The following is a 22851-nucleotide window of genomic DNA, read 5'->3' as shown; positions in this document are numbered from 1 at the left end:
AACAGAAAAAAAGATCAAAAAAGTACTTGTGCAAAAAATTGGGATCCCTATAATGCGCCTCCGTTGAGACGACAACGTGAAACACTTCACAAGATGGTCGTAACAACAAAGAGAAAAAATCCTGAAATTCAGGGTTGACTCTGAAAGAGGAAAGCGTAATATACGCCACCTCGCGACAGTGAGCTGAAAGCCGCGTCGCAACTGCTCTTTAACAATTTATCAGACAATCTGTGTGGGCACTCGAAGATACGGATTCTTAACGTCGCAAGACGAAAAATGAATACCAAGTCTCAAGAGTGAACACGTAATTCATTACGAAGTTTAATTCTTTGAGCATCAAACTTTTAAATTGAAGAGTTTGATCATGGCTCAGATTGAACGCTGGCGGCAGGCCTAACACATGCAAGTCGAACGGTAACAGGAAGCAGCTTGCTGCTTTGCTGACGAGTGGCGGACGGGTGAGTAATGTCTGGGAAACTGCCTGATGGAGGGGGATAACTACTGGAAACGGTAGCTAATACCGCATAACGTCGCAAGACCAAAGAGGGGGACCTTCGGGCCTCTTGCCATCGGATGTGCCCAGATGGGATTAGCTAGTAGGTGGGGTAACGGCTCACCTAGGCGACGATCCCTAGCTGGTCTGAGAGGATGACCAGCCACACTGGAACTGAGACACGGTCCAGACTCCTACGGGAGGCAGCAGTGGGGAATATTGCACAATGGGCGCAAGCCTGATGCAGCCATGCCGCGTGTATGAAGAAGGCCTTCGGGTTGTAAAGTACTTTCAGCGGGGAGGAAGGGAGTAAAGTTAATACCTTTGCTCATTGACGTTACCCGCAGAAGAAGCACCGGCTAACTCCGTGCCAGCAGCCGCGGTAATACGGAGGGTGCAAGCGTTAATCGGAATTACTGGGCGTAAAGCGCACGCAGGCGGTTTGTTAAGTCAGATGTGAAATCCCCGGGCTCAACCTGGGAACTGCATCTGATACTGGCAAGCTTGAGTCTCGTAGAGGGGGGTAGAATTCCAGGTGTAGCGGTGAAATGCGTAGAGATCTGGAGGAATACCGGTGGCGAAGGCGGCCCCCTGGACGAAGACTGACGCTCAGGTGCGAAAGCGTGGGGAGCAAACAGGATTAGATACCCTGGTAGTCCACGCCGTAAACGATGTCGACTTGGAGGTTGTGCCCTTGAGGCGTGGCTTCCGGAGCTAACGCGTTAAGTCGACCGCCTGGGGAGTACGGCCGCAAGGTTAAAACTCAAATGAATTGACGGGGGCCCGCACAAGCGGTGGAGCATGTGGTTTAATTCGATGCAACGCGAAGAACCTTACCTGGTCTTGACATCCACGGAAGTTTTCAGAGATGAGAATGTGCCTTCGGGAACCGTGAGACAGGTGCTGCATGGCTGTCGTCAGCTCGTGTTGTGAAATGTTGGGTTAAGTCCCGCAACGAGCGCAACCCTTATCCTTTGTTGCCAGCGGTCCGGCCGGGAACTCAAAGGAGACTGCCAGTGATAAACTGGAGGAAGGTGGGGATGACGTCAAGTCATCATGGCCCTTACGACCAGGGCTACACACGTGCTACAATGGCGCATACAAAGAGAAGCGACCTCGCGAGAGCAAGCGGACCTCATAAAGTGCGTCGTAGTCCGGATTGGAGTCTGCAACTCGACTCCATGAAGTCGGAATCGCTAGTAATCGTGGATCAGAATGCCACGGTGAATACGTTCCCGGGCCTTGTACACACCGCCCGTCACACCATGGGAGTGGGTTGCAAAAGAAGTAGGTAGCTTAACCTTCGGGAGGGCGCTTACCACTTTGTGATTCATGACTGGGGTGAAGTCGTAACAAGGTAACCGTAGGGGAACCTGCGGTTGGATCACCTCCTTACCTTAAAGAACTGTGCTTTGCAGTGCTCACACAGATTGTCTGATGAAAATGAGCAGTAAAACCTCTACAGGCTTGTAGCTCAGGTGGTTAGAGCGCACCCCTGATAAGGGTGAGGTCGGTGGTTCAAGTCCACTCAGGCCTACCAAATTTGCACCGCAAATTTGAAGAGGTTTTAACTACATGTTATGGGGCTATAGCTCAGCTGGGAGAGCGCCTGCTTTGCACGCAGGAGGTCTGCGGTTCGATCCCGCATAGCTCCACCATCTCTGTAGTGATTAAATAAAAAATACTTCAGAGTGTACCTGCAAAGGTTCACTGCGAAGTTTTGCTCTTTAAAAATCTGGATCAAGCTGAAAATTGAAACACTGAACAACGAAAGTTGTTCGTGAGTCTCTCAAATTTTCGCAACACGATGATGAATCGCAAGAAACATCTTCGGGTTGTGAGGTTAAGCGACTAAGCGTACACGGTGGATGCCCTGGCAGTCAGAGGCGATGAAGGACGTGCTAATCTGCGATAAGCGTCGGTAAGGTGATATGAACCGTTATAACCGGCGATTTCCGAATGGGGAAACCCAGTGTGATTCGTCACACTATCATTAACTGAATCCATAGGTTAATGAGGCGAACCGGGGGAACTGAAACATCTAAGTACCCCGAGGAAAAGAAATCAACCGAGATTCCCCCAGTAGCGGCGAGCGAACGGGGAGCAGCCCAGAGCCTGAATCAGTGTGTGTGTTAGTGGAAGCGTCTGGAAAGGCGCGCGATACAGGGTGACAGCCCCGTACACAAAAATGCACATACTGTGAGCTCGATGAGTAGGGCGGGACACGTGGTATCCTGTCTGAATATGGGGGGACCATCCTCCAAGGCTAAATACTCCTGACTGACCGATAGTGAACCAGTACCGTGAGGGAAAGGCGAAAAGAACCCCGGCGAGGGGAGTGAAAAAGAACCTGAAACCGTGTACGTACAAGCAGTGGGAGCACCCTTTGGGGTGTGACTGCGTACCTTTTGTATAATGGGTCAGCGACTTATATTCTGTAGCAAGGTTAACCGAATAGGGGAGCCGAAGGGAAACCGAGTCTTAACTGGGCGTTAAGTTGCAGGGTATAGACCCGAAACCCGGTGATCTAGCCATGGGCAGGTTGAAGGTTGGGTAACACTAACTGGAGGACCGAACCGACTAATGTTGAAAAATTAGCGGATGACTTGTGGCTGGGGGTGAAAGGCCAATCAAACCGGGAGATAGCTGGTTCTCCCCGAAAGCTATTTAGGTAGCGCCTCGTGAATTCATCTCCGGGGGTAGAGCACTGTTTCGGCAAGGGGGTCATCCCGACTTACCAACCCGATGCAAACTGCGAATACCGGAGAATGTTATCACGGGAGACACACGGCGGGTGCTAACGTCCGTCGTGAAGAGGGAAACAACCCAGACCGCCAGCTAAGGTCCCAAAGTCATGGTTAAGTGGGAAACGATGTGGGAAGGCCCAGACAGCCAGGATGTTGGCTTAGAAGCAGCCATCATTTAAAGAAAGCGTAATAGCTCACTGGTCGAGTCGGCCTGCGCGGAAGATGTAACGGGGCTAAACCATGCACCGAAGCTGCGGCAGCGACGCTTATGCGTTGTTGGGTAGGGGAGCGTTCTGTAAGCCTGCGAAGGTGTACTGTGAGGTATGCTGGAGGTATCAGAAGTGCGAATGCTGACATAAGTAACGATAAAGCGGGTGAAAAGCCCGCTCGCCGGAAGACCAAGGGTTCCTGTCCAACGTTAATCGGGGCAGGGTGAGTCGACCCCTAAGGCGAGGCCGAAAGGCGTAGTCGATGGGAAACAGGTTAATATTCCTGTACTTGGTGTTACTGCGAAGGGGGGACGGAGAAGGCTATGTTGGCCGGGCGACGGTTGTCCCGGTTTAAGCGTGTAGGCTGGTTTTCCAGGCAAATCCGGAAAATCAAGGCTGAGGCGTGATGACGAGGCACTACGGTGCTGAAGCAACAAATGCCCTGCTTCCAGGAAAAGCCTCTAAGCATCAGGTAACAACAAATCGTACCCCAAACCGACACAGGTGGTCAGGTAGAGAATACCAAGGCGCTTGAGAGAACTCGGGTGAAGGAACTAGGCAAAATGGTGCCGTAACTTCGGGAGAAGGCACGCTGATATGTAGGTGAAGCGACTTGCTCGTGGAGCTGAAATCAGTCGAAGATACCAGCTGGCTGCAACTGTTTATTAAAAACACAGCACTGTGCAAACACGAAAGTGGACGTATACGGTGTGACGCCTGCCCGGTGCCGGAAGGTTAATTGATGGGGTTAGCGGTAACGCGAAGCTCTTGATCGAAGCCCCGGTAAACGGCGGCCGTAACTATAACGGTCCTAAGGTAGCGAAATTCCTTGTCGGGTAAGTTCCGACCTGCACGAATGGCGTAATGATGGCCAGGCTGTCTCCACCCGAGACTCAGTGAAATTGAACTCGCTGTGAAGATGCAGTGTACCCGCGGCAAGACGGAAAGACCCCGTGAACCTTTACTATAGCTTGACACTGAACATTGAGCCTTGATGTGTAGGATAGGTGGGAGGCTTTGAAGTGTGGACGCCAGTCTGCATGGAGCCGACCTTGAAATACCACCCTTTAATGTTTGATGTTCTAACGTAGGCCCCTTATCGGGGTTGCGGACAGTGTCTGGTGGGTAGTTTGACTGGGGCGGTCTCCTCCTAAAGAGTAACGGAGGAGCACGAAGGTTGGCTAATCCTGGTCGGACATCAGGAGGTTAGTGCAATGGCATAAGCCAGCTTGACTGCGAGCGTGACGGCGCGAGCAGGTGCGAAAGCAGGTCATAGTGATCCGGTGGTTCTGAATGGAAGGGCCATCGCTCAACGGATAAAAGGTACTCCGGGGATAACAGGCTGATACCGCCCAAGAGTTCATATCGACGGCGGTGTTTGGCACCTCGATGTCGGCTCATCACATCCTGGGGCTGAAGTAGGTCCCAAGGGTATGGCTGTTCGCCATTTAAAGTGGTACGCGAGCTGGGTTTAGAACGTCGTGAGACAGTTCGGTCCCTATCTGCCGTGGGCGCTGGAGAACTGAGGGGGGCTGCTCCTAGTACGAGAGGACCGGAGTGGACGCATCACTGGTGTTCGGGTTGTCATGCCAATGGCACTGCCCGGTAGCTAAATGCGGAAGAGATAAGTGCTGAAAGCATCTAAGCACGAAACTTGCCCCGAGATGAGTTCTCCCTGACCCTTTAAGGGTCCTGAAGGAACGTTGAAGACGACGACGTTGATAGGCCGGGTGTGTAAGCGCAGCGATGCGTTGAGCTAACCGGTACTAATGAACCGTGAGGCTTAACCTTACAACGCCGAAGATGTTTTGGCGGATTGAGAGAAGATTTTCAGCCTGATACAGATTAAATCAGAACGCAGAAGCGGTCTGATGAAACAGAATTTGCCTGGCGGCCTTAGCGCGGTGGTCCCACCTGACCCCATGCCGAACTCAGAAGTGAAACGCCGTAGCGCCGATGGTAGTGTGGGGTCTCCCCATGCGAGAGTAGGGAACTGCCAGGCATCAAATTACGAAGAATGGCACTGACCTTTGAGGCAGTTCACTACTCGATAAGAGAGTAGGACAAAAGCGAAAGCTTTTGAACGTTGCGAAGCAACGGCCCGAAGGGTGAATCGCGAAGTGATTCATAAACTGCCAGGCATCAAATTAAGCGTGCTGATATGGCTCAGTTGGTAGAGCGCACCCTTGGTAAGGGTGAGGTCCCCAGTTCGACTCTGGGTATCAGCACCACTTTTTAGGTTAAAGTTCGGCAGATTAGAAAAGAATTTGTCTGGCGGCAGTAGCGCGGTGGTCCCACCTGACCCCATGCCGAACTCAGAAGTGAAACGCCGTAGCGCCGATGGTAGTGTGGGGTCTCCCCATGCGAGAGTAGGGAACTGCCAGACATCAAATAAAACAAAAGGCTCAGTCGGAAGACTGGGCCTTTTGTTTTATCTGTTGTTTGTCGGTGAACACTCTCCCGAGTAGGACAAATCCGCCGGGAGCGGATTTGAACGTTGCGAAGCAACGGCCCGGAGGGTGGCGGGCAGGACGCCCGCCATAAACTGCCAGACATCAAATCAAGCGAAAGGCCATCCGAAAGGATGGCCTTTTTGCTTTTCGAACTTACATTCAATTAATGGATCACCTGCGATAAAAATGCCCTCGTACGCTCTGATTTAGGATGCGCAAAAAACTCATCCGGTGCAGCTTGTTCCACTATCTCCCCACGATCCATAAAAATCACCCGATCAGCGACGGTTCGCGCAAACCCCATCTCGTGCGTTACGCACAACATTGTCATACCTGACTGCGCCAGCCCAATCATTGTATCCAGCACTTCTTTCACCATCTCCGGATCGAGCGCAGACGTAGGTTCGTCAAACAGCATGATCTTTGGTTTCATACAAAGTGAACGTGCTATGGCAACACGTTGCTGCTGACCACCAGAAATCTGTCCCGGAAACTTCTGGGCATGTTCGGCAATTCTCACCCGCTCAAGGTAATGTATCGCCAGAGCTTCAGCCTCTTTCTTAGGCATCTTGCGTACCCAAATCGGTGCCAGGGTACAGTTCTGTAGAACGGTCAGATGAGGGAAGAGATTGAAATGCTGAAAGACCATTCCCACTTCCTGCCTGACGCGCTCAATATTGCGGATATCTTCATTAAGTTCGATGCCATCCACCACGATCCGTCCCTGTTGATGTTCTTCCAGATGATTAATACAACGAATGGTTGTCGATTTACCGGAACCAGAAGGGCCACACAGAACGATCCGTTCTCCCGGTTGCACGGTTAAATTTATATTTTTCAAAACATGGAATTGCCCATACCATTTATTGACGTTTTCCAGCGTAATCATCGCGTTAGCAGGTTGCAGTAAAATTTGGCTCATAGTGTCCTCAATGCGGTGTACGCCCGGTGTTAAAACGTTTTTCCAGATGTTGGCTATAACGTGACATGCTGAAACAGAAGATCCAGTAGATCAGCGCGGCGAAAACATACCCTTCCGTCGACATACCCAACCAGGCGGGATCAACGGTTGCCTGCTGAACGCTACTGAAAAGATCGAACAACCCGATGATGATCACCAGGCTGGTATCTTTGAAGAGTGCGATGATGGTATTTACCAGCCCAGGAATCACCAGCTTCAACGCCTGTGGCAGAATAACCAGCCCCTGGGTTTTCCAGTAACCCAACGCCAGCGACTCTGCCGCTTCATATTGCCCTTTAGGCAGCGCCTGTAATCCGCCTCGCACGACTTCCGCAACATATGCTGACTGAAACAGGATCACGCCAACCAGCGCGCGGATCAATTTGTCGATACTGGTGCCTTCTGCCATAAACAACGGCAGCATGACCGAAGACATAAACAGAACGGTAATCAGCGGTACACCGCGCCAGAACTCGATAAAAATGACCGATAAGATACGCACAATCGGCATATGGGAGCGGCGACCTAACGCCAGTAAGATCCCCCACGGCAGCGCCCCCGCAATCCCAACTGATGCAATAATTAAAGTGAGCGTCAGCCCGCCCCATTGCCTGGTTTCAACCCGTTCAAGACCAAGAAACCCGCCATACATCAGCCACCAGACAATCAGTGGGTAAATCACCGCCCAGACCGCAATATAGCGACCGCGATGCGGGAGTATTTTCCAGAACATTGGTGCGATAGAAACAAGGCCAATCAGTAATGCCAGGTTAATTCGCCAGCGTTGGTCGTGTGGGTAAAGCCCATACATAAACTGACCAAATCGTTCGTGGATGAAGACCCAACAGGCACCTGCTTTTGTGCAGTCGGCACGCGTTGAGCCAACCCAGTTAGCCTGCAAAAATGCCCAGTTCAGCAATGGTGGGATCAGTTCCCACATCAACCATATGCAGCCAATAGTCAGCAGGCTATTGCTCCAGCTGGAGAACAGATTTTTCCGCACCCACACCATCGCGCGGCTTGTGTTATGGCTCGCCGGGCGCGGGGGATGAGACAGCAATACTTTTGTCATCATGACTCCTTAGCGTTCAACGATCGCGATGCGGCGGTTATAGATATTCATCAGCAGCGAGATAGTCAGGCTGATAATCAGATAGACCGACATGGTCATGGCTATAGTCTCGATGGCTTGCCCCGTCTGGTTTAGTACGGTGCCAGCAAACAGCGAAACCATATCCGGATAGCCAATAGCGGCGGCAAGAGAGGAGTTTTTGACGATGTTGAGATACTGGCTGGTTAATGGAGGAATAATCACTCGCAGTGCCTGAGGAATAATGACCTGGCGTAGCGTAACCGGGTTGGGCAATCCCAGTGACCTGGCAGCTTCATGTTGACCATAAGGCACCGCCTGAATCCCGGCGCGGATAATCTCGGCGATAAATGCAGAGGTATAAACCGAAAGCGCCAGCGTTAAGGCTGCCAGTTCAGGAATTAAAACCATCCCGCCGCGGAAATTAAAACCTTGTAGGGCTGGAACATCCCAGTGCAGTGCCGCGCCAAAAAGCCATTGCGCCAGTAAAGGCAAGCCAATGATTAATCCAACGGCGAACGGCCAGGTTCGGCGCAGTTGTCCGGTCTTTATCTGGTGTTTTTTATTAAAGCGATATAGCCCAACAGAAAGGGCTATAGCCATAACAACAGCCAGGATAAATGCAAGGAACCCGTCTCCCAGCTGCGGCGACGGAATATAAAGCCCACGATTGCTTAAAAAGGCCAGATCAAACGCACTCACTGCCTGGCGTGGTCCGGGCAAATTGCGCAACACGGCAAAGTACCAGAAGAAGATTTGCAGTAGCGGCGGAATATTACGGAAGATCTCAATATAAATTGTGGAAAGCTTTCGTAGCAGCCAGTTATCCGAAAGTCGTGCCAGACCGATAAAGAAGCCCAGAACAGAAGCGAATACAATACACAATGCAGAAACCAGCAGCGTATTGAGTAAGCCAACAATGAAAACGCGTCCGTAGGTATCACCCTGCTGGTAATCGATCAAATGCTGGACAATACCGAAGCCAGCGCCGCGATCCAGAAAGGCAAAACCCGAAGTAATGCCACGATTACTGAGATTCGTCACAGTGTTGTGAAATAGCCAACCAACAATGCCGACAACAGCAACAACGGCAAGGATCTGGAATAACCAGGCGCGAACCGTAGGGTTGGCAAAGGAGAGTGAGCCTTTAACGGTTGAGCGGCGATGAGACATAGAAACCTCGGAAAGCATAACGCTGAAGAGAGCGCCGCCGTAGCGACGCTCGTTACCTCACACCGACTTAACGCACGGGCGGCGCGTACTGAATACCGCCGTTATTCCAGAGATTATTTTGCCCACGTTTAATCTTCAGGGGGCTTTCTGAACCTACGTTACGCTCAAAAATTTCCGAGTAATTACCCACCTGTTTGATGATGTTGTAAGCCCATTTATTATCCAGCTTCAGATCTTTACCGTAATCGCCCTCTTTACCCAGCAGATGCGCCATATCAGGCGTTGCAGGATTAGCCGCTTTTTCATCAACGTTTTGCGAATTAACGCCCATCTCTTCAGCATTCAGCATGGCGAAAAGCGTCCAGCGCACTATAGAGAACCATTCATCATCGCCACGACGAACTACCGGCCCAAGCGGTTCTTTAGAGATAACTTCCGGTAAAACAATCCATTCAGCTGGGTTGCTTAATTTGATGCGCAGGGCATACAGTTGTGATTGATCCGAGGCCAGCGTATCGCAGCGACCAGATTCCAGTGCCTTCGCGGATTCGTCAGAGCGATCGAAAGTCACTGGTGTGTACTTCATATTGTTTGCCTTGAAGTAATCGGCGACGTTGAGTTCGGTATCAGTACCCGCCTGAATACAGACTGTTGCGCCATCCAGTTCTTTCGCGCTTTTTAATCCCGCTTTATCGTGCGTCAGGAAACCAATGCCGTCATAATAAGTGACGCCAGTAAATGCCATTCCCATACCGGCATCGCGAGAGGAAGTCCAGGTCGTATTACGGGAGAGCAAATCCACCTCCCCTGACTGTAAAGCCGTGAAGCGTTCTTTTGCAGTGAGCGGGGTATATTTCACTTTCGTGTCGTCACTAAATACAGCTGCCGCAACACCACGACAAACATCTACATCAATACCTGAAAACTTACCGTCAGCATCGGCATAAGAGAACCCAGGTAATCCATCACTGATCCCGCATTGCACAAAACCTTTTTTCTGAACGGCATCAAGCGTCGCGCCAGCATGCGCCTGATTTGCAACGGCAAGCAGCACGCTGGCGGCAGCCAGTGTGGCTATCATCATCTTTTTCATAATGCTTCCTGTGAGGCGAAAATTATCGTTATAGGACGTTTGGGAAACGTCTTTTACCTGTCTGTGGCCATCCTCTTATAAGCAAAAGTAGTGCCAGCTTTTGCGCACGATTTCGCGTCGCAATAAGCTGAGTGTAGACAGGAAATAATAAAAACAGCGCCCCGCAATGGTGCGAAAATGAAACATGCGCCACATTTTGGCGCAAAATATTTACGCATTTTTACTAAGCAGAATAATGATTGTTAGCGTGAGTATATTTCTGGTAGGAATTGTGAAAATTAAATTGATGCGTTATTTCGAAAGCAGCGAAATAACGCGATATAACATGCTAAATCAGCAGGGAATTACCCAGCAGAATATAGCAATATTTTATCTTATGGAGAGATACTGTATCGTTAAACAGAGCGCGATACTCCGCGCCCTGTTCAGTTATTTCGACAGAGCGATGATCCCCATCGTCAGGCCAGCAACAGCTGCTGCCCCGCCAGCAATAGCCCCAGCCGTTTCCCAGTTATCCTGAGTCGTGCCTTTCATACAGGTATTGGTGTGAACCAGTCGACCCTGATCGTCATAAACCGGAACGCAGGGCGAATCGTGAGCACAGCCCGCCAGCAATGCGGTGAGCAATGCTACAGGAATTAATCTTTTCATGGTGTTACCTCAGTAATAAACGCTAACGCTTAATAAGTTAACTCTCTTATTAACGAGCTGAATGCCATTTTATCACTGGAGGTTATAAATCTTGCGGCATGAATAATGACAAATTATGTGAATTGTAAAAATAGTGAAGGGAGCGGGAACTATAGAAATTTTTTAAAGAGTGAGTAGAAGAATATCTTATTAATTTTTATGGGTTTCACTGAAAATAATAAAGGCACCCGAAAGCGCCTTTATGTTTCTGATTTATCCTTTAAAGCAACGGCGGATAACCACAAAGAACACCGGCACGAAGAAGATTGCCAGCAACGTTGCAGAGACCATCCCGCCCATTACCCCGATACCCACTGCGTTCTGCGCGCCACTGCCGGCACCGTTACTGATAGCTAGCGGTAATACGCCGAGAATAAAGGCGAGAGAGGTCATCAGGATAGGACGCAGACGCATACGTACTGCCATCAGTGTTGCTTCGGCAACACCTTTACCCTCTTTCTCCATGAGATCTTTAGCGAACTCAACAATCAAAATAGCGTTTTTGGCCGACAAGCCAATTGTCGTTAGCAAGCCCACCATAAAGTAGACGTCATTTTTTTGATTAAAGAGTGTCGCCGCCAGTAGCACGCCGACAATCCCTAACGGCACGACTAACATAACCGAGACAGGAATTGACCAGCTTTCATAGAGTGCAGCAAGGCACAGGAAAACAACCACAAAGGAAATTGCTACCAGAGCGGGAGCTTGGTTTCCCGATAAGCGTTCCTGATATGACATACCCGTCCAGTCATAACCAATGCCAGCTGGTAATTGTGATGCAAGGTTTTCCATCAACGCCATGGCATCGCCGGAACTGGTTCCTGGCGCGGCTTCCCCCTGAATCTCCATTGACGGCAGACCGTTGTAGCGCTCCAGTCGCGGAGAGCCATACACCCAATGTGCAGTGGTAAAGGCAGAGAATGGCACCATTTCGCCGTTGGCGCTGCGGACATAAAGTTTATCGACATCTTCTGGCAGCATACGGAATTTGGCATCCGCCTGAACATACACCTTTTTCACGCGACCACGGTCAATGAAGTCGTTAACGTAAGTCCCACCCAACGCCGTTGAAATGGTCTGATTGATGTCAGAAAGTGAAACACCTAATGCCTGCGCCTTTTCCTGGTCAACTTCCAGTTTAAACTGCGCGGTGTCTTCCAGACCATTAGGACGCACGCTGACTAAGCTGGCAGGATGTTGCGCCGCCATGCCAAGCAACTGGTTACGGGCCTGGGTCAGGGCATCGTGACCCAGCCCAGCCTGATCAATTAACTCAAAGTCGAAACCCGTTGCCGTGCCCAGTTCAACAATGGCTGGCATATTGAATGGAATGACAAAACCGTCGCGGATCTTGCCCAATTCCATTTTGGCACGATGGATTACCGCTTCCGCACTGTTTTCGTCACCACTACGCTCTTCCCACGGTTTCAGACTGACGAAAGCCATACCGGCGTTTTGTGCCTGGCCGCTGAAGCTAAAGCCGTTAACCGTAAAGACACTTTCTACGTTCGCTTTCTCGTTCTTCAGATAGTAATCCGTCACTTGATCCAACACTTTTTGCGTCCGCTCTTGCGTCGCGCCAGCGGGTAACTGAATCATAGTCAGAAAGACACCCTGATCCTCTTCAGGTAAGAAGGAAGACGGAAGACGTAAAAACAACACCACCATTCCAGCAACAATTAGTGCATAGATCAGTAAATATCGTCCTGTGGAACCGAGGATTTTGCCGACGCTGTTGGTGTAGTGGTTAACGCTATGATCGAAGGTGGTATTAAACCAGCCGAAGAAACCGCCCTTATTTTCGTGATGCTCAGCAGAGACGGGTTTGAGCAGTGTTGCACATAACGCTGGGGTAAGAATCAATGCCACCAGAACAGAAAGCGCCATTGCCGAAACGATGGTGATAGAGAACTGGCGGTAAATTGCCCCAGTAGAACCGCCGAAGAATGCCATTGGAATAAATACCGCTGACAGCACCATCGCGATACCCACCAGTGCGCCCTGGATTTGCGACATTGATTTTTCCGTCGCTTCTTTTGGCGGGAGCTTATCCTCCATCATCACGCGCTCGACGTTCTCCACCACCACTATCGCATCATCGACGAGCAGCCCGATGGCAAGCACCATCCCGAACATAGTTAGTGTATTGATGGAGTAACCAAAAGCGGCGAGGATGGCAAACGTCCCTAACAACACCACGGGTACCGCAATGGTGGGGATCAGCGTTGCTCGCATATTCTGCAAGAACAGATACATCACCAGGAACACCAGCATAATGGCTTCGAACAGCGTTTTTACCACTTCGTGAATAGAAAGCTGGACGAATGGTGTGGTGTCATAAGGGTAGAGAACCTTCATTCCCTGCGGGAAGAATGGCTGTAATTCCGCCAGTTTTGCCTTAATGGCTTTCGCGGTATTGAGAGCATTCGCGCCGGTTGCCAGCTTAATACCCAGGCCCGCCGCCGGTTTACCGTTGATGCGAGCGATAACGTTATAGTTTTCACCGCCAAGTTCAACCCGTGCGACATCTTTCAGGCGTACCACCGAGCCGTCACTGTTTACGCGCAGGGTCACTTTGCCGAATTCTTCCGGATTTTTTAACCGCGTCTGAGCAATAATCGAGGCGTTCAACTGTTGCCCTGGTAACGCTGGCGTTCCGCCCAACTGTCCGGCAGCGATCTGATCGTTCTGTACCTTCAACTGGTTAATCACATCAACCGGCGTCAGTTTATATTTGTTTAGCAGATCGGCGTCCAACCAGATACGCATCGCATACTGTGCGCCGAAAAGCTGTACGTCACCGACGCCATTCAGACGGCTAAGCGTATCTTTAACGTTAGAGGCCACATAGTCCGAGATATCGTCCTGTGTGGTGCCTGGGTTATCAGAGACAAAGCCCGCCACCATCAAATAGCTGCTACTGGACTTTTCAACACTGATCCCCTGCTGCTGTACCTCCTGCGGCAGCAACGGCGTGGCGAGCTGGAGTTTGTTCTGCACCTGCACTTGCGCGATATCTGGATCGGTCCCGGACTGGAAGGTAAGGGTAATTGTCACGCTACCGGCGGAATCGCTGGTGGAGGACATATACATCAGGTTATCGATACCATTCATATTCTGTTCGATAACCTGCGTCACCGTATCCTGCACGGTCTGCGCATCAGCGCCCGGATAGTTTGCCGAAACAGAAACTGCAGGCGGCGCAATGGTTGGGTATTGGGCGACGGGCAATTGTAGGATCGCCAGTACACCCGCCATCATCAGAATAATGGCCAGCACCCATGCAAATATCGGTCGTCGAATAAAAAAGTTTGCCATGTCAGATTGCCTTACTTCGATGCAGTATCTGCGGGGGTATCGGTAGTGGCTTTAACCTGCTCTCCCGGACGCGCTTTTTGCAGGCCGCTGACAATGACTTGATCGCCAGATTTCAGCCCTTCGCTAATCAACCATTTATCGCCAATCGCCTGGCTGGCAACGACAGGGCGCGCTTCAACCTGACTTTTATCGTTAACAATCAGCACGGTTGCATCACCACGCGGTGTGCGGCTAACGCCTTGTTGCGGGATAAGAATGGCATCAGGTTGGACGCCTTCATCAATCCGTGCGCGCACAAACATACCAGGTAAAAGCGTATGTTGCGGGTTAGGGAAGACGGCACGTAGGGTTATGGAGCCGGTGCTTTCATCAACGGTAACATCGGAGAATTGCAGCGTACCTTTCAGGGGATAGGTTTGACCGTTCTCCATGACCAACTCTACGTTGCTGGTGGCGTTCTCCTTATGCAAATTTCCTTGCTCTACGGATTGCTTCACCCTCATAAAATCGTTGCTGGATTGGGTCACATCAACGTAGATAGGATCGAGCTGCTGGACAGTCGCCAGTTCAGTCGTTTGCCCATTAGTGACAAGAGCGCCTTCGGTCACAGTAGATTTGCCGATACGTCCGCTAATTGGCGCAGTCACTTTGGTATAAGCGAGATTGATGCGAGCGCTTTCGACCGTGGCTTTTGCGGCAATCACGGCGGCATCGGCCTGGCGAGCATCAGCAATGGCCTGGTCGTACTCCTGCTGACTGATGTATTTCGTACCCACGAGCGGAACGTAACGTTTTACCGTCAAATGCGCGATGGCGGCGGCGGCTTCACTTTTCGCCAGTTCGCCTTTCGCGCTGTCATAACTTGCCTGATAGGTCGCGGGATCGATCTGGTACAGAGACTGGCCTGCTTGCACATCGCTGCCTTCAGTGAAATTGCGACTCAGTACGATCCCGCTAACCTGTGGGCGAACTTCGGCTATACGGTAAGCATTGGTGCGGCCTGGTAATTCAGTCTTAACTTCTAACGGGGCCGTTTTCACAATATGAACGGTAACCTGCGGTTCACCGACGTGAGCTTTCTCTTCTCCCTTATCGTTACAACCGGCGATTAAAGCCGCGGAGATCAGAATAAAGGAGGGCAGGAGGAAAAAACTGGCATGTTTCGTCATTACTATTCCTCAAAAAACCAAAAGCGCGTTATTTACCTAAAAAGGCAACGCGTTAACTCGCAGAAAGAAAAATACAGTTCGCTATCCTACAAATTATCATTCGTCGATGTAAGGAATAGTTATGAATACTGGCGTCTCAAGGCACATAAACACAAAAAAAGATTAATATTCTACTGTTTTATTTTGACGCGGGTTGAAAGAGGTAGAATCAAATTTTCGTAAATTGAAATATATATTGATAGAGTGAATGTATTTTAGGTAAATAATAAATGTTATTTATTTGACGATTTATAGCAACTCAATATTAGCCTCTCGTATAAATATACATTAGGTGATAGATTAACCTTCGCTATTTTCTCATCCTGTGTCGAATATATTTATTTCCTGAATAATTAATCATGGCAAAAAGAACCAAAGCTGAAGCCCTGAAGACCCGGCAAGAACTGATTGAAACTGCCATCGCCCAGTTTGCGCAGCATGGCGTAAGCAAGACGACGCTCAACGACATTGCCGACGCCGCTAACGTTACGCGTGGCGCTATCTACTGGCACTTCGAGAACAAGACCCAACTGTTTAATGAGATGTGGTTGCAACAGCCTTCATTGCGGGAGTTAATCCAGGATCACTTGACTGCTGGGTTAGAGCATGACCCGTTTCAGCAATTGCGTGAAAAATTGATTGTTGGCTTGCAATATATTGCCAAAATTCCCCGCCAGCAGGCGTTGCTGAAAATCTTATATCACAAATGTGAATTTAATGATGAGATGCTGGCAGAGGGAGTGATACGCGAAAAGATGGGCTTTAATCCGCAGACTCTCCGCGAAGTATTGCAGGCATGTCAGCAACAAGGTTGTATAGCAAATAATCTCGATTTAGATGTTGTGATGATTATTATTGATGGAGCCTTCAGCGGTATTGTTCAAAACTGGTTAATGAATATGGCGGGTTATGATCTTTATAAACAAGCACCCGCACTGGTCGATAACGTATTAAGAATGTTCATGCCAGATGAAAACATAACGAAATTAATTCATCAAACGAATGAATTAAGTGTCATATAAATTCACATTCTGTCCTGAAAATTCAGTTCGTCACAGTTAACCAGTTTTAGTGGATTAACTGAGTTCATATTGCGGCATTTGTCTGTTTCTGTTGCCAGCAGTTCAATCCACTGCATCAGTAAAGTATCAAACAGAAAAACGAAGACAGCGAAAACGACGAGCCACCAATACTTGCGAATCATTACCTGAGCCTGTGCATGTTTAACCAAGTCTGGCAGGAAATATACACGAAATGAATAATCTGAAAACCAGGCTTACACTTCCTTTACTTTGCAATGAGATCGGGGTCAACTTCGCTTAACCGGCTTCGTTTTGACAGGTTGCCGGTCTTTCTTTTTTTCACTTTCGCCAGTTCTTCCGCAGAGTAATGCGACGCGACATCCAGCCGTCGAAGCCCCATTTTGATGTACTCGCTGTTGATCTCAATACCAATGAATTTTCGCCCGCTGGCGGCGGCTACGGCACCGGTAGTAAAGCTACCGGCAAACGGGTCGAGAACGATATCGCCTGGGTTGGAAGAGGCGAGAATAATGCGTTTCAGTAAGGCTTCCGGTTTTTGCGTCGGGTGATTCTCATATTCATCCATCAAATAACGCACGCGCGGAAAATCCCAGACGTTACCCGGTACTTTTTGATGATTGTAAGGCTGTGGAGGATTTTTGCGATAATCGATCAACGCGCGCTGCGATCCGGTTTTGGCTTCTACCAGAATAGCATCACCGTTGAACGTGTAGTTCTTTGCGTCTTTCACCATCATCAGGATGGGTTCGTACATGGAGCCGTAGTGTTTTTTCGCCTGCACTCCAGAACTGTCATATGACCAGACGATGCGGCTTTTGATGGTAAAAAGCTTGCGGCACTGGAGATCGATAAAGGGCATGTTTTCCGTGCTGTTCATGATGTACATGCTGCCCTGCTTTTTCAGAACGCGGTGGCACTCTGCAATCACTTCAAACAGCCAGTCGATAAACAGATCTTCTTTCCAGGCTTCGATCAGACCATCAAAATTTTTACCGATGTTATACGGTGGGTCGGCAAAGATCAGATCTACACTTTCGGCGGGGATCTTTTTAAGTTCGGTTAATGCATCACCCTGGATGATGGTCTTTGCTTCATTACCAAATCGGGTCGGTTCACATCCTGTTCTCATGGTCACTCCCTTTGTGACACCTATAAAAAAGGCGCTTCCCCATGCCGAGTAGCGCCTTTTTAATCAAGCATTTAGCTAACCTGAATTAGTTCATGCCGTATTGTAAAATACAGAGTCATTATACGTAATTTATTATCACTCTAGATAATTTGTATTCATCATAAATAATTGATGCAGAACGAGATATTTATTTTTTATTGGCTCGCATTGTATCATCAGTTATCAGTTACTCCCTGCATACAGTTGTCAAAAAGGTTGTCATTAACTCTATGGCCGAAAATAAACTCTCAGATGTTCAATTGCGTGCGTTAACCCGCAAAGTCATCGAAAAACCTTTTGATGTTGCTGACGGTGGCAGCCTTTCTGTTCGCGTTACACCATCAAGGCGCAAAATCCTTGATGGCGAGAAGAGACCGGCCAATAACATCCAATGGTTGTTCCGTTATAAGAATAAGCATAAAAGCGCCAATACTTTGACGCTAGTGCTGGGCAAGTATCCTGCCTTATCTCTTGCTGAGGCGAGGGTGAAACGCGACCAATGCAAACGGTGGCTTGCTCATAATCTAGATCCTAAAGACCAGTTTGACCAAGAGTCAGCAAAAACCATGAAACCTGTCACTATCAGGGAAGCATTGGAACGCTGGATTAATGAGTACGCGGCGGAAAACCGGGTCAACTTTGAAAGGCATAGACGCCAATTCGAAAGACATATTTATCCTTTCATCGGCGAATTGCCACTTGAACAGTGCTCTAAAGCAAGATGGATGGAGACATTTAGCAGAATCAAAAAAGTCGCGCCGGTAGCAAGCGGCTACATATTAGGTAACTGCAAGCAGGCGTTGATTCACAACCGCAGGCTGCACGATGTTTACAGTGATGCGCTGGAGGATATCAAAGTTACTGATGTTGGAAGAAAGCAGGCAAAACGTGATCGTGTTTTAACTTCTGAAGAACTTAGTGGCCTTTGGAATGCGCTAAAAAGCGAATATGCGTTTCTACCTTACTACACCGCGCTTTTAAAATTGCTAATAGTGTTTGGTGCAAGAACACAAGAAATTCGTCTTTCGACATGGTCGGAATGGAACGTGAAAGAATGGATTTGGACAGTTCCGCGAGAACATAGCAAGGGTGGGGAGAAAATCATCAGACCCGTGCCTGAATCTATACAGCCATTTATTTTACAGCTACGCCAAAATCATCTTGATAGCGGAATGCTGCTTGGTGAAATGAAGAAACCCGAAGCTGTCAGCCAGTGGGGGCGTATCTTATACAGACGATTAGAGCATTCAACGCCGTGGACGTTGCATGACCTGCGCCGCACTTTTGCCACCAGTCTAAATAACTTGGGGATAGCCCCGCATGTGGTTGAACAGTTGCTGGGCCACTCAATGCCAGGAGTGATGGCGGTGTACAACCGTAGCCAGTACATCCCGGAAAAACGGTTAGCCTTGGACAAATGGATAAAATATTTAGAAAAAATAAACCTTTTAAAATCAGATAATTAAAAATTGATGATTATATAGAGTTATGTAGCGTTATTTGCAGTTAAGTTTATGAATTTAAAGGGTATTTACTGCTGATACAATTTGAGTATTATTGTCATGTAGTAATAAAAAGCCCCCAGCAGAACTGAGGGCTTGAATAAGGCGGGGATCGGTTCACGTCGCCAAACAGAAAACCGAACCCCTTAATACCAAAAAGCCGGTGAAGGCTGTAATGGTCGCGTTCTTTGTTAACGCAACATAATCATAAATCATTACAGACCACATATCCACCGGCCATGTTTTGAGGGCCGTAAGATGGAATTACTGACTGCTAAGCAAGTCACAACACTAACAACATTATCCCGCATGACTATCTGGCGCTATATCCAGGCTGGCACGTTTCCTAATTGCATAAAATTAGGGCCAAAACGCGTGGCCTGGCGGCGCAAAGATGTTATGGCGTGGCTTGAAAGCCGCCAGCCAGTACAGCGCTGAGGTGGCTTATGAAGAAAACAACCGTAAATCAGGCTATCAGTCGCTATAACAGCCTGTTGCGTAACCCACAGCGCCAGTTAACCGTTGGCGAACTTACCGCCCAGCGTATGGCGGCAGCACAATTATTGTTGCAAGCATGCATTCGCGAAGGTGTAAACCGCCCGTGGACTATTGTTTCACGTCACGCCGCTATGGCTGATAGCCTGGTGCCGTTTCGCATCAGCGATTCTGAATCATGGGCGATGTATCTGGAGTTAAAACGCGGGGTGCGATATGAGAAACGCGCCTAACGTTAAGCTATTACCTAAAGACCCTTTTACGGAAGCAATTATTTTTGCCGGTTCTGACGCTTGGAGCCATGCCAAGGGCTGGGAAGAAGGAATGGGTAAACAAGTTGCCGGTGACACTACTCCTCCTGTCTATCTTGGGCCAAGACAACTGGATGATTTAGATAATCTACGAATTATCGACGATGGTCGCCGGTCTGCGCGGGTATATCTGGCTGGTGATATTAAGCAACTTCAAATCAGCACTATTGCTGACAAGCTGGCAGTGGCTGGAGTTAAGGAAGCCCGTTTATTTAAAGGCATTACTGACCGTGAACCGGAAAAATGGAACATGGACAGGCTTAGAGACGCCGCCCTACGCGGTGAAAGCCTGGTGGGCATGCTGCGCAAAGAAGAACGAGCAACCGCCGCAGCAACTGTAAAAGACATTCACGATATGGCTCCTGTATTAATGACAACCTGGCCAAATATTGGAAGCAATGGCCAGCCTTTAAACACACGCCCTAATGTTGAACGTCTATTAGATAACTACAGCATTTCTGCAAAATATAATGAGATTAGCAAGGACGTTGAGGTTTTAGTACCTGGCGTTAGTGGCGGTTCAGATGCTCGCGATAACTGCGCTGTGAGTGAAATTTTAAGCCTCGCCGCACTGAACCGGTTACCAATGAGTAATATTGAAGGTCATATCAAAACTATCGCTGTGCGCAATACTTATAATCCTGTCAGGGATTTCATCAATCAACGTGAATGGGATGGACGAAGCCGATTTGCAGACCTGCTGAATACTATCAGCACGCCAGATGACTACAGTCGCGATCTGCTGGCCATGCTGGTGCGTCGTTGGTTGCTGTCTGCCGTGGCGGCTGCTTACTTAGAAGCGGGTTTCTGGTCCAAAGGCGTGCTGGTTTTCCAGGGCGAGCAGTCACTGGGTAAAACAGCATGGTTTAAAGCGCTTCTGCCCCCTGACAATCGCAACCTGGTTAAGGTGGGAGCAACTATTGACCCCGGCAATAAAGACAGCGTGGCCAGCGCAATTAGTCACTGGCTTGTTGAGCTAGGCGAATTGGATGCGACGTTTCGCAAGGCGGATATTGCCAAGCTCAAAGCATTTATCAGCCAGGACCGTGATGACCTGCGCCGCCCTTATGACCGGCTTGAATCGAAGTACCAGCGCCGCACCGTGTTTTTTGCGTCAGTGAACCCGAAACACTTCCTGGCGGATGACACCGGGAACGTGCGCTGGTGGACCATTCCTGTAACTGCCGTTAACTACGAGCATGGCATAGACACACAACAATTATGGGCCGAAGTTCTTTCCTGGTTTGAAGCAGGTGAACGCTGGTGGCTGGATCGTGATGAAGAAGCCATGCTGGAAGTAGTGAACGAACAGCACGGGCAAACTGACCCGATTGAAGAAATGATATTGGCGCGTTTTGATTGGAACAGTGATCGCCTGGCTGCATATATAGAAATGACTGCAACGGATGTTCTGTTGTCTATTGGGCAGGATCGGCCAACAAAATCCCAGGCAACGCAGTGCGGTAACATTCTGCGAAAACTGACTGGAAGGGATGCACGTAGAACAAGTAAAGGGCGTTTTTACCTAATGCCACCGAAAGTTTTTGGACAGCAAGACCATAGCTATTTTGATGGGCCTAACCGCCAGTTTTGAGGTGATACTATGAGTTATCGCGTATATATCATTGCTTTTGACCCGGAACACGGCACCTACACCGAAACCGAAATCATGGAAGGTTTCGCCACTGAACAGGAAGCGGTAGACCATGCTCGCAATAGGCTGCCAGAGGTGCAGCAGGAACTGGCCAAGTTGGGTGAAAACCTGCTATGCAGCTACCGCATAAGGGTAGTGGATTCCGCTGAAATCTTGCCGTTTCTCCGCTCATAATATCACAACGGTTGTTACCCATTGCCCTGGCGAATGCCGGGGCTTTTTTTATTTTCAAAGTGACGCCTAGGTGTCATTAATTTATAAGGTGTCATGGTAGGTGTCATTGTTCTCAAGCCATAACCCGCAAGGGTTGCGACATTACTAATGACACCTATGACACCTATGACAGCATTTTTAAAGAAAATAACGACCACTGTAATAATGTGTAAGCGTAAACCGACCGCCGTATGTAGCCATTAGACAAGAATTGGTAACTTAGACGCCCATCTGACACAGACGGACATCTAAGTATGGAATTACAGGACTGGCGAAAAGAACCTCGTAAAAAGTATTCGAATGAATTCAAACTTCGTATGGTTGAACTGGCATCACAACCCGGTGCTTGTGTGGCTCAGATTGCACGAGAAAATGGCGTCAATGATAATGTTATTTTCAAATGGCTCAGACTCTGGCAAAACGAAGGGCGTATATCACGGCGTCTTCCGGTGACAACCACTTCTGATGCAGGCCTTGAATTATTACCTGTAGAGATAACCTCTGATGAGCCGAAAGAACCGATGGCTGCTCTTACTCCGCCCTTATCCACTCAGACTACTGTCAGTGCCAGCTCCTGCAAGGTGGAGTTCCGTCACGGTAACATGACGCTGGAAAATCCTTCACCAGAGCTGCTCACTGTATTGATTCGTGAACTGACCGGGAGGGGAAGATGATCTCACTCCCATCCGGTACCCGTATCTGGCTCGTTGCCGGGATAACCGATATGCGTAAGTCTTTCAACGGGCTGGGTGAACAGGTACAGCATGTGTTAAATGTTAATCCCTTCTCCGGTCACCTGTTTATCTTCCGTGGCCGACGGGGTGACACCGTTAAAATTCTTTGGGCTGATGCTGATGGTCTGTGCCTGTTCACCAAACGCCTGGAGGAAGGCCAGTTTATCTGGCCTGCGGTGCGTGACGGTAAGGTATCCATTACCCGCTCGCAACTGGCAATGCTCCTCGATAAGCTGGACTGGCGTCAGCCAAAAACATCCCGCCTTAACGCCCTGACAATGTTGTAAAAAACGCCT

General features: G+C 49.2%; 17 protein-coding genes, 3 tRNA genes and 4 rRNA genes. 15 read left to right on the top strand and 9 right to left on the bottom strand.

The features are described from left to right. Nucleotides 1–346 precede the first annotated feature (346 nt). From QUE34_RS20020 to rrf (QUE34_RS19990), 7 genes are all read left to right on the top strand, one after another. Nucleotides 347–1888 (top strand): 16S ribosomal RNA (locus tag QUE34_RS20020). Nucleotides 1889–1956: 68 nt separating this feature from the next. Then, nucleotides 1957–2033 (top strand) — tRNA-Ile (locus QUE34_RS20015). Between the two features lie 42 nt (nucleotides 2034–2075). Continuing rightward, nucleotides 2076–2151: transfer RNA gene (locus tag QUE34_RS20010), tRNA-Ala, on the top strand. A gap of 183 nt (nucleotides 2152–2334) precedes the next feature. Next, nucleotides 2335–5240, top strand: a 23S ribosomal RNA gene (locus QUE34_RS20005). A 95-nt stretch (nucleotides 5241–5335) separates the two neighbouring features. After that, a 5S ribosomal RNA gene (gene rrf / locus QUE34_RS20000) occupies nucleotides 5336–5451 on the top strand. Nucleotides 5452–5604: 153 nt separating this feature from the next. Next, nucleotides 5605–5680: transfer RNA gene (locus tag QUE34_RS19995), tRNA-Thr, on the top strand. A 39-nt stretch (nucleotides 5681–5719) separates the two neighbouring features. Next, nucleotides 5720–5835, top strand: a 5S ribosomal RNA gene (rrf, locus tag QUE34_RS19990). Together the 16S, 23S and 5S rRNA genes with 3 tRNA genes alongside form the textbook arrangement of a ribosomal RNA operon. 230 nt (nucleotides 5836–6065) lie before the next feature. On the opposite strand, the gene QUE34_RS19985 is transcribed toward rrf (QUE34_RS19990), so the two are convergent. The 7 genes from QUE34_RS19985 to acrE all read right to left on the bottom strand — a co-directional run bounded on the left by QUE34_RS19985 (nucleotide 6066) and on the right by acrE (nucleotide 15396). Further along, nucleotides 6066–6824 (bottom strand): amino acid ABC transporter ATP-binding protein, encoded by a 759-nt coding sequence (locus tag QUE34_RS19985; RefSeq protein ID WP_032185228.1) that lies wholly within the window; start codon nucleotides 6822–6824, stop codon nucleotides 6066–6068. 7 nt (nucleotides 6825–6831) lie between these two features. After that, nucleotides 6832–7935, bottom strand: a complete 1104-nt coding sequence (locus QUE34_RS19980) for an amino acid ABC transporter permease (RefSeq protein WP_032185227.1) — start codon at nucleotides 7933–7935, stop codon at nucleotides 6832–6834. 9 nt (nucleotides 7936–7944) lie between these two features. Then, complete coding sequence (locus QUE34_RS19975) at nucleotides 7945–9126, bottom strand: amino acid ABC transporter permease (protein WP_032185226.1); 1182 nt, start codon at nucleotides 9124–9126, stop codon at nucleotides 7945–7947. 67 nt (nucleotides 9127–9193) lie between these two features. After that, the gene (locus QUE34_RS19970; protein WP_032303870.1) at nucleotides 9194–10219 is read right to left on the bottom strand and encodes an amino acid ABC transporter substrate-binding protein; all 1026 of its coding nucleotides are present in this window, start codon (nucleotides 10217–10219) and stop codon (nucleotides 9194–9196) included. A gap of 429 nt (nucleotides 10220–10648) precedes the next feature. Then, nucleotides 10649–10870 (bottom strand): putative periplasmic lipoprotein, encoded by a 222-nt coding sequence (locus QUE34_RS19965; RefSeq protein ID WP_000825639.1) that lies wholly within the window; start codon nucleotides 10868–10870, stop codon nucleotides 10649–10651. Between the two features lie 252 nt (nucleotides 10871–11122). Beyond that, nucleotides 11123–14227 (bottom strand): multidrug efflux RND transporter permease subunit AcrF, encoded by a 3105-nt coding sequence (gene acrF / locus QUE34_RS19960; protein WP_032303869.1) that lies wholly within the window; start codon nucleotides 14225–14227, stop codon nucleotides 11123–11125. 11 nt (nucleotides 14228–14238) lie between these two features. Next, nucleotides 14239–15396: a multidrug efflux RND transporter periplasmic adaptor subunit AcrE gene (acrE, locus tag QUE34_RS19955; protein WP_105268618.1), complete on the bottom strand. Its 1158-nt coding sequence runs from the start codon at nucleotides 15394–15396 to the stop codon at nucleotides 14239–14241. A 398-nt stretch (nucleotides 15397–15794) separates the two neighbouring features. On the opposite strand from acrE, the gene acrS reads away from it, so the two are divergent. Further along, nucleotides 15795–16457 carry a multidrug efflux transporter transcriptional repressor AcrS gene (gene acrS / locus QUE34_RS19950; RefSeq protein ID WP_001129503.1) on the top strand — a complete coding sequence of 221 codons (663 nt, stop codon included), beginning with the start codon at nucleotides 15795–15797 and terminating at the stop codon, nucleotides 16455–16457. 2 nt (nucleotides 16458–16459) lie between these two features. On the opposite strand, the gene QUE34_RS19945 is transcribed toward acrS, so the two are convergent. After that, complete coding sequence (locus tag QUE34_RS19945) at nucleotides 16460–16639, bottom strand: DUF2556 family protein (RefSeq protein WP_001295275.1); 180 nt, start codon at nucleotides 16637–16639, stop codon at nucleotides 16460–16462. An 83-nt stretch (nucleotides 16640–16722) separates the two neighbouring features. Beyond that, nucleotides 16723–17607 carry an adenine-specific DNA-methyltransferase gene (gene yhdJ, locus QUE34_RS19940; RefSeq protein WP_001258939.1) on the bottom strand — a complete coding sequence of 295 codons (885 nt, stop codon included), beginning with the start codon at nucleotides 17605–17607 and terminating at the stop codon, nucleotides 16723–16725. A 269-nt stretch (nucleotides 17608–17876) separates the two neighbouring features. Between yhdJ and QUE34_RS19935 the strand changes: the two genes are divergently transcribed. The 7 genes from QUE34_RS19935 to tnpB all read left to right on the top strand — a co-directional run bounded on the left by QUE34_RS19935 (nucleotide 17877) and on the right by tnpB (nucleotide 22842). Further along, on the top strand, nucleotides 17877–19112 hold the full coding sequence (locus QUE34_RS19935) for a tyrosine-type recombinase/integrase (RefSeq protein ID WP_000829625.1): 1236 nt from the start codon (nucleotides 17877–17879) through the stop codon (nucleotides 19110–19112). A 294-nt stretch (nucleotides 19113–19406) separates the two neighbouring features. Beyond that, nucleotides 19407–19586 carry a helix-turn-helix transcriptional regulator gene (locus tag QUE34_RS19930; protein ID WP_001439227.1) on the top strand — a complete coding sequence of 60 codons (180 nt, stop codon included), beginning with the start codon at nucleotides 19407–19409 and terminating at the stop codon, nucleotides 19584–19586. Nucleotides 19587–19594: 8 nt separating this feature from the next. Continuing rightward, entirely contained in the window at nucleotides 19595–19876 is a 282-nt protein-coding gene (locus QUE34_RS19925) for a hypothetical protein (protein ID WP_000754198.1), read from the top strand. Then, nucleotides 19860–21548 (top strand): VapE domain-containing protein, encoded by a 1689-nt coding sequence (locus QUE34_RS19920; protein ID WP_198321360.1) that lies wholly within the window; start codon nucleotides 19860–19862, stop codon nucleotides 21546–21548. Before QUE34_RS19925 ends, QUE34_RS19920 begins: the two co-directional genes overlap by 17 nt. A 9-nt stretch (nucleotides 21549–21557) precedes the next feature. After that, nucleotides 21558–21782, top strand: a complete 225-nt coding sequence (locus QUE34_RS19915) for a hypothetical protein (RefSeq protein WP_024218758.1) — start codon at nucleotides 21558–21560, stop codon at nucleotides 21780–21782. A gap of 293 nt (nucleotides 21783–22075) precedes the next feature. Next, on the top strand, nucleotides 22076–22495 hold the full coding sequence (gene tnpA, locus QUE34_RS19910; protein WP_000422696.1) for an IS66-like element accessory protein TnpA: 420 nt from the start codon (nucleotides 22076–22078) through the stop codon (nucleotides 22493–22495). Next, a complete protein-coding gene (gene tnpB, locus QUE34_RS19905; protein WP_000624677.1) occupies nucleotides 22492–22842 on the top strand; it encodes an IS66 family insertion sequence element accessory protein TnpB in 351 nt (116 codons plus the stop codon). The genes tnpA and tnpB overlap by 4 nt, the downstream gene beginning before the upstream one ends. Nucleotides 22843–22851 lie beyond the last annotated feature (9 nt).

It is taken from the genome of Escherichia sp. KS167_9B (assembly GCF_030295215.1).
GTDB lineage: Bacteria > Pseudomonadota > Gammaproteobacteria > Enterobacterales > Enterobacteriaceae > Escherichia > Escherichia coli_F.
Note: the sequence above shows the minus strand (reverse complement) of the source record. Positions and strands in the feature narration are given on the sequence as shown.

Bases quoted from the DNA above. Each gene is read 5' to 3' on its own strand.
- QUE34_RS19985 (WP_032185228.1), bottom strand. From the start codon at position 6,824: ATGAGCCAAATTTTACTGCAACCTGCTAACGCGATGATTACGCTGGAA.
- QUE34_RS19980 (WP_032185227.1), bottom strand. From the start codon at position 7,935: ATGACAAAAGTATTGCTGTCTCATCCCCCGCGCCCGGCGAGCCATAAC.
- QUE34_RS19975 (WP_032185226.1), bottom strand. From the start codon at position 9,126: ATGTCTCATCGCCGCTCAACCGTTAAAGGCTCACTCTCCTTTGCCAAC.
- QUE34_RS19970 (WP_032303870.1), bottom strand. From the start codon at position 10,219: ATGAAAAAGATGATGATAGCCACACTGGCTGCCGCCAGCGTGCTGCTT.
- QUE34_RS19965 (WP_000825639.1), bottom strand. From the start codon at position 10,870: ATGAAAAGATTAATTCCTGTAGCATTGCTCACCGCATTGCTGGCGGGC.
- acrF (WP_032303869.1), bottom strand. From the start codon at position 14,227: ATGGCAAACTTTTTTATTCGACGACCGATATTTGCATGGGTGCTGGCC.
- acrE (WP_105268618.1), bottom strand. From the start codon at position 15,396: ATGACGAAACATGCCAGTTTTTTCCTCCTGCCCTCCTTTATTCTGATC.
- acrS (WP_001129503.1), top strand. From the start codon at position 15,795: ATGGCAAAAAGAACCAAAGCTGAAGCCCTGAAGACCCGGCAAGAACTG.
- QUE34_RS19945 (WP_001295275.1), bottom strand. From the start codon at position 16,639: ATGATTCGCAAGTATTGGTGGCTCGTCGTTTTCGCTGTCTTCGTTTTT.
- yhdJ (WP_001258939.1), bottom strand. From the start codon at position 17,607: ATGAGAACAGGATGTGAACCGACCCGATTTGGTAATGAAGCAAAGACC.
- QUE34_RS19935 (WP_000829625.1), top strand. From the start codon at position 17,877: ATGGCCGAAAATAAACTCTCAGATGTTCAATTGCGTGCGTTAACCCGC.
- QUE34_RS19930 (WP_001439227.1), top strand. From the start codon at position 19,407: ATGGAATTACTGACTGCTAAGCAAGTCACAACACTAACAACATTATCC.
- QUE34_RS19925 (WP_000754198.1), top strand. From the start codon at position 19,595: ATGAAGAAAACAACCGTAAATCAGGCTATCAGTCGCTATAACAGCCTG.
- QUE34_RS19920 (WP_198321360.1), top strand. From the start codon at position 19,860: ATGAGAAACGCGCCTAACGTTAAGCTATTACCTAAAGACCCTTTTACG.
- QUE34_RS19915 (WP_024218758.1), top strand. From the start codon at position 21,558: ATGAGTTATCGCGTATATATCATTGCTTTTGACCCGGAACACGGCACC.
- tnpA (WP_000422696.1), top strand. From the start codon at position 22,076: ATGGAATTACAGGACTGGCGAAAAGAACCTCGTAAAAAGTATTCGAAT.
- tnpB (WP_000624677.1), top strand. From the start codon at position 22,492: ATGATCTCACTCCCATCCGGTACCCGTATCTGGCTCGTTGCCGGGATA.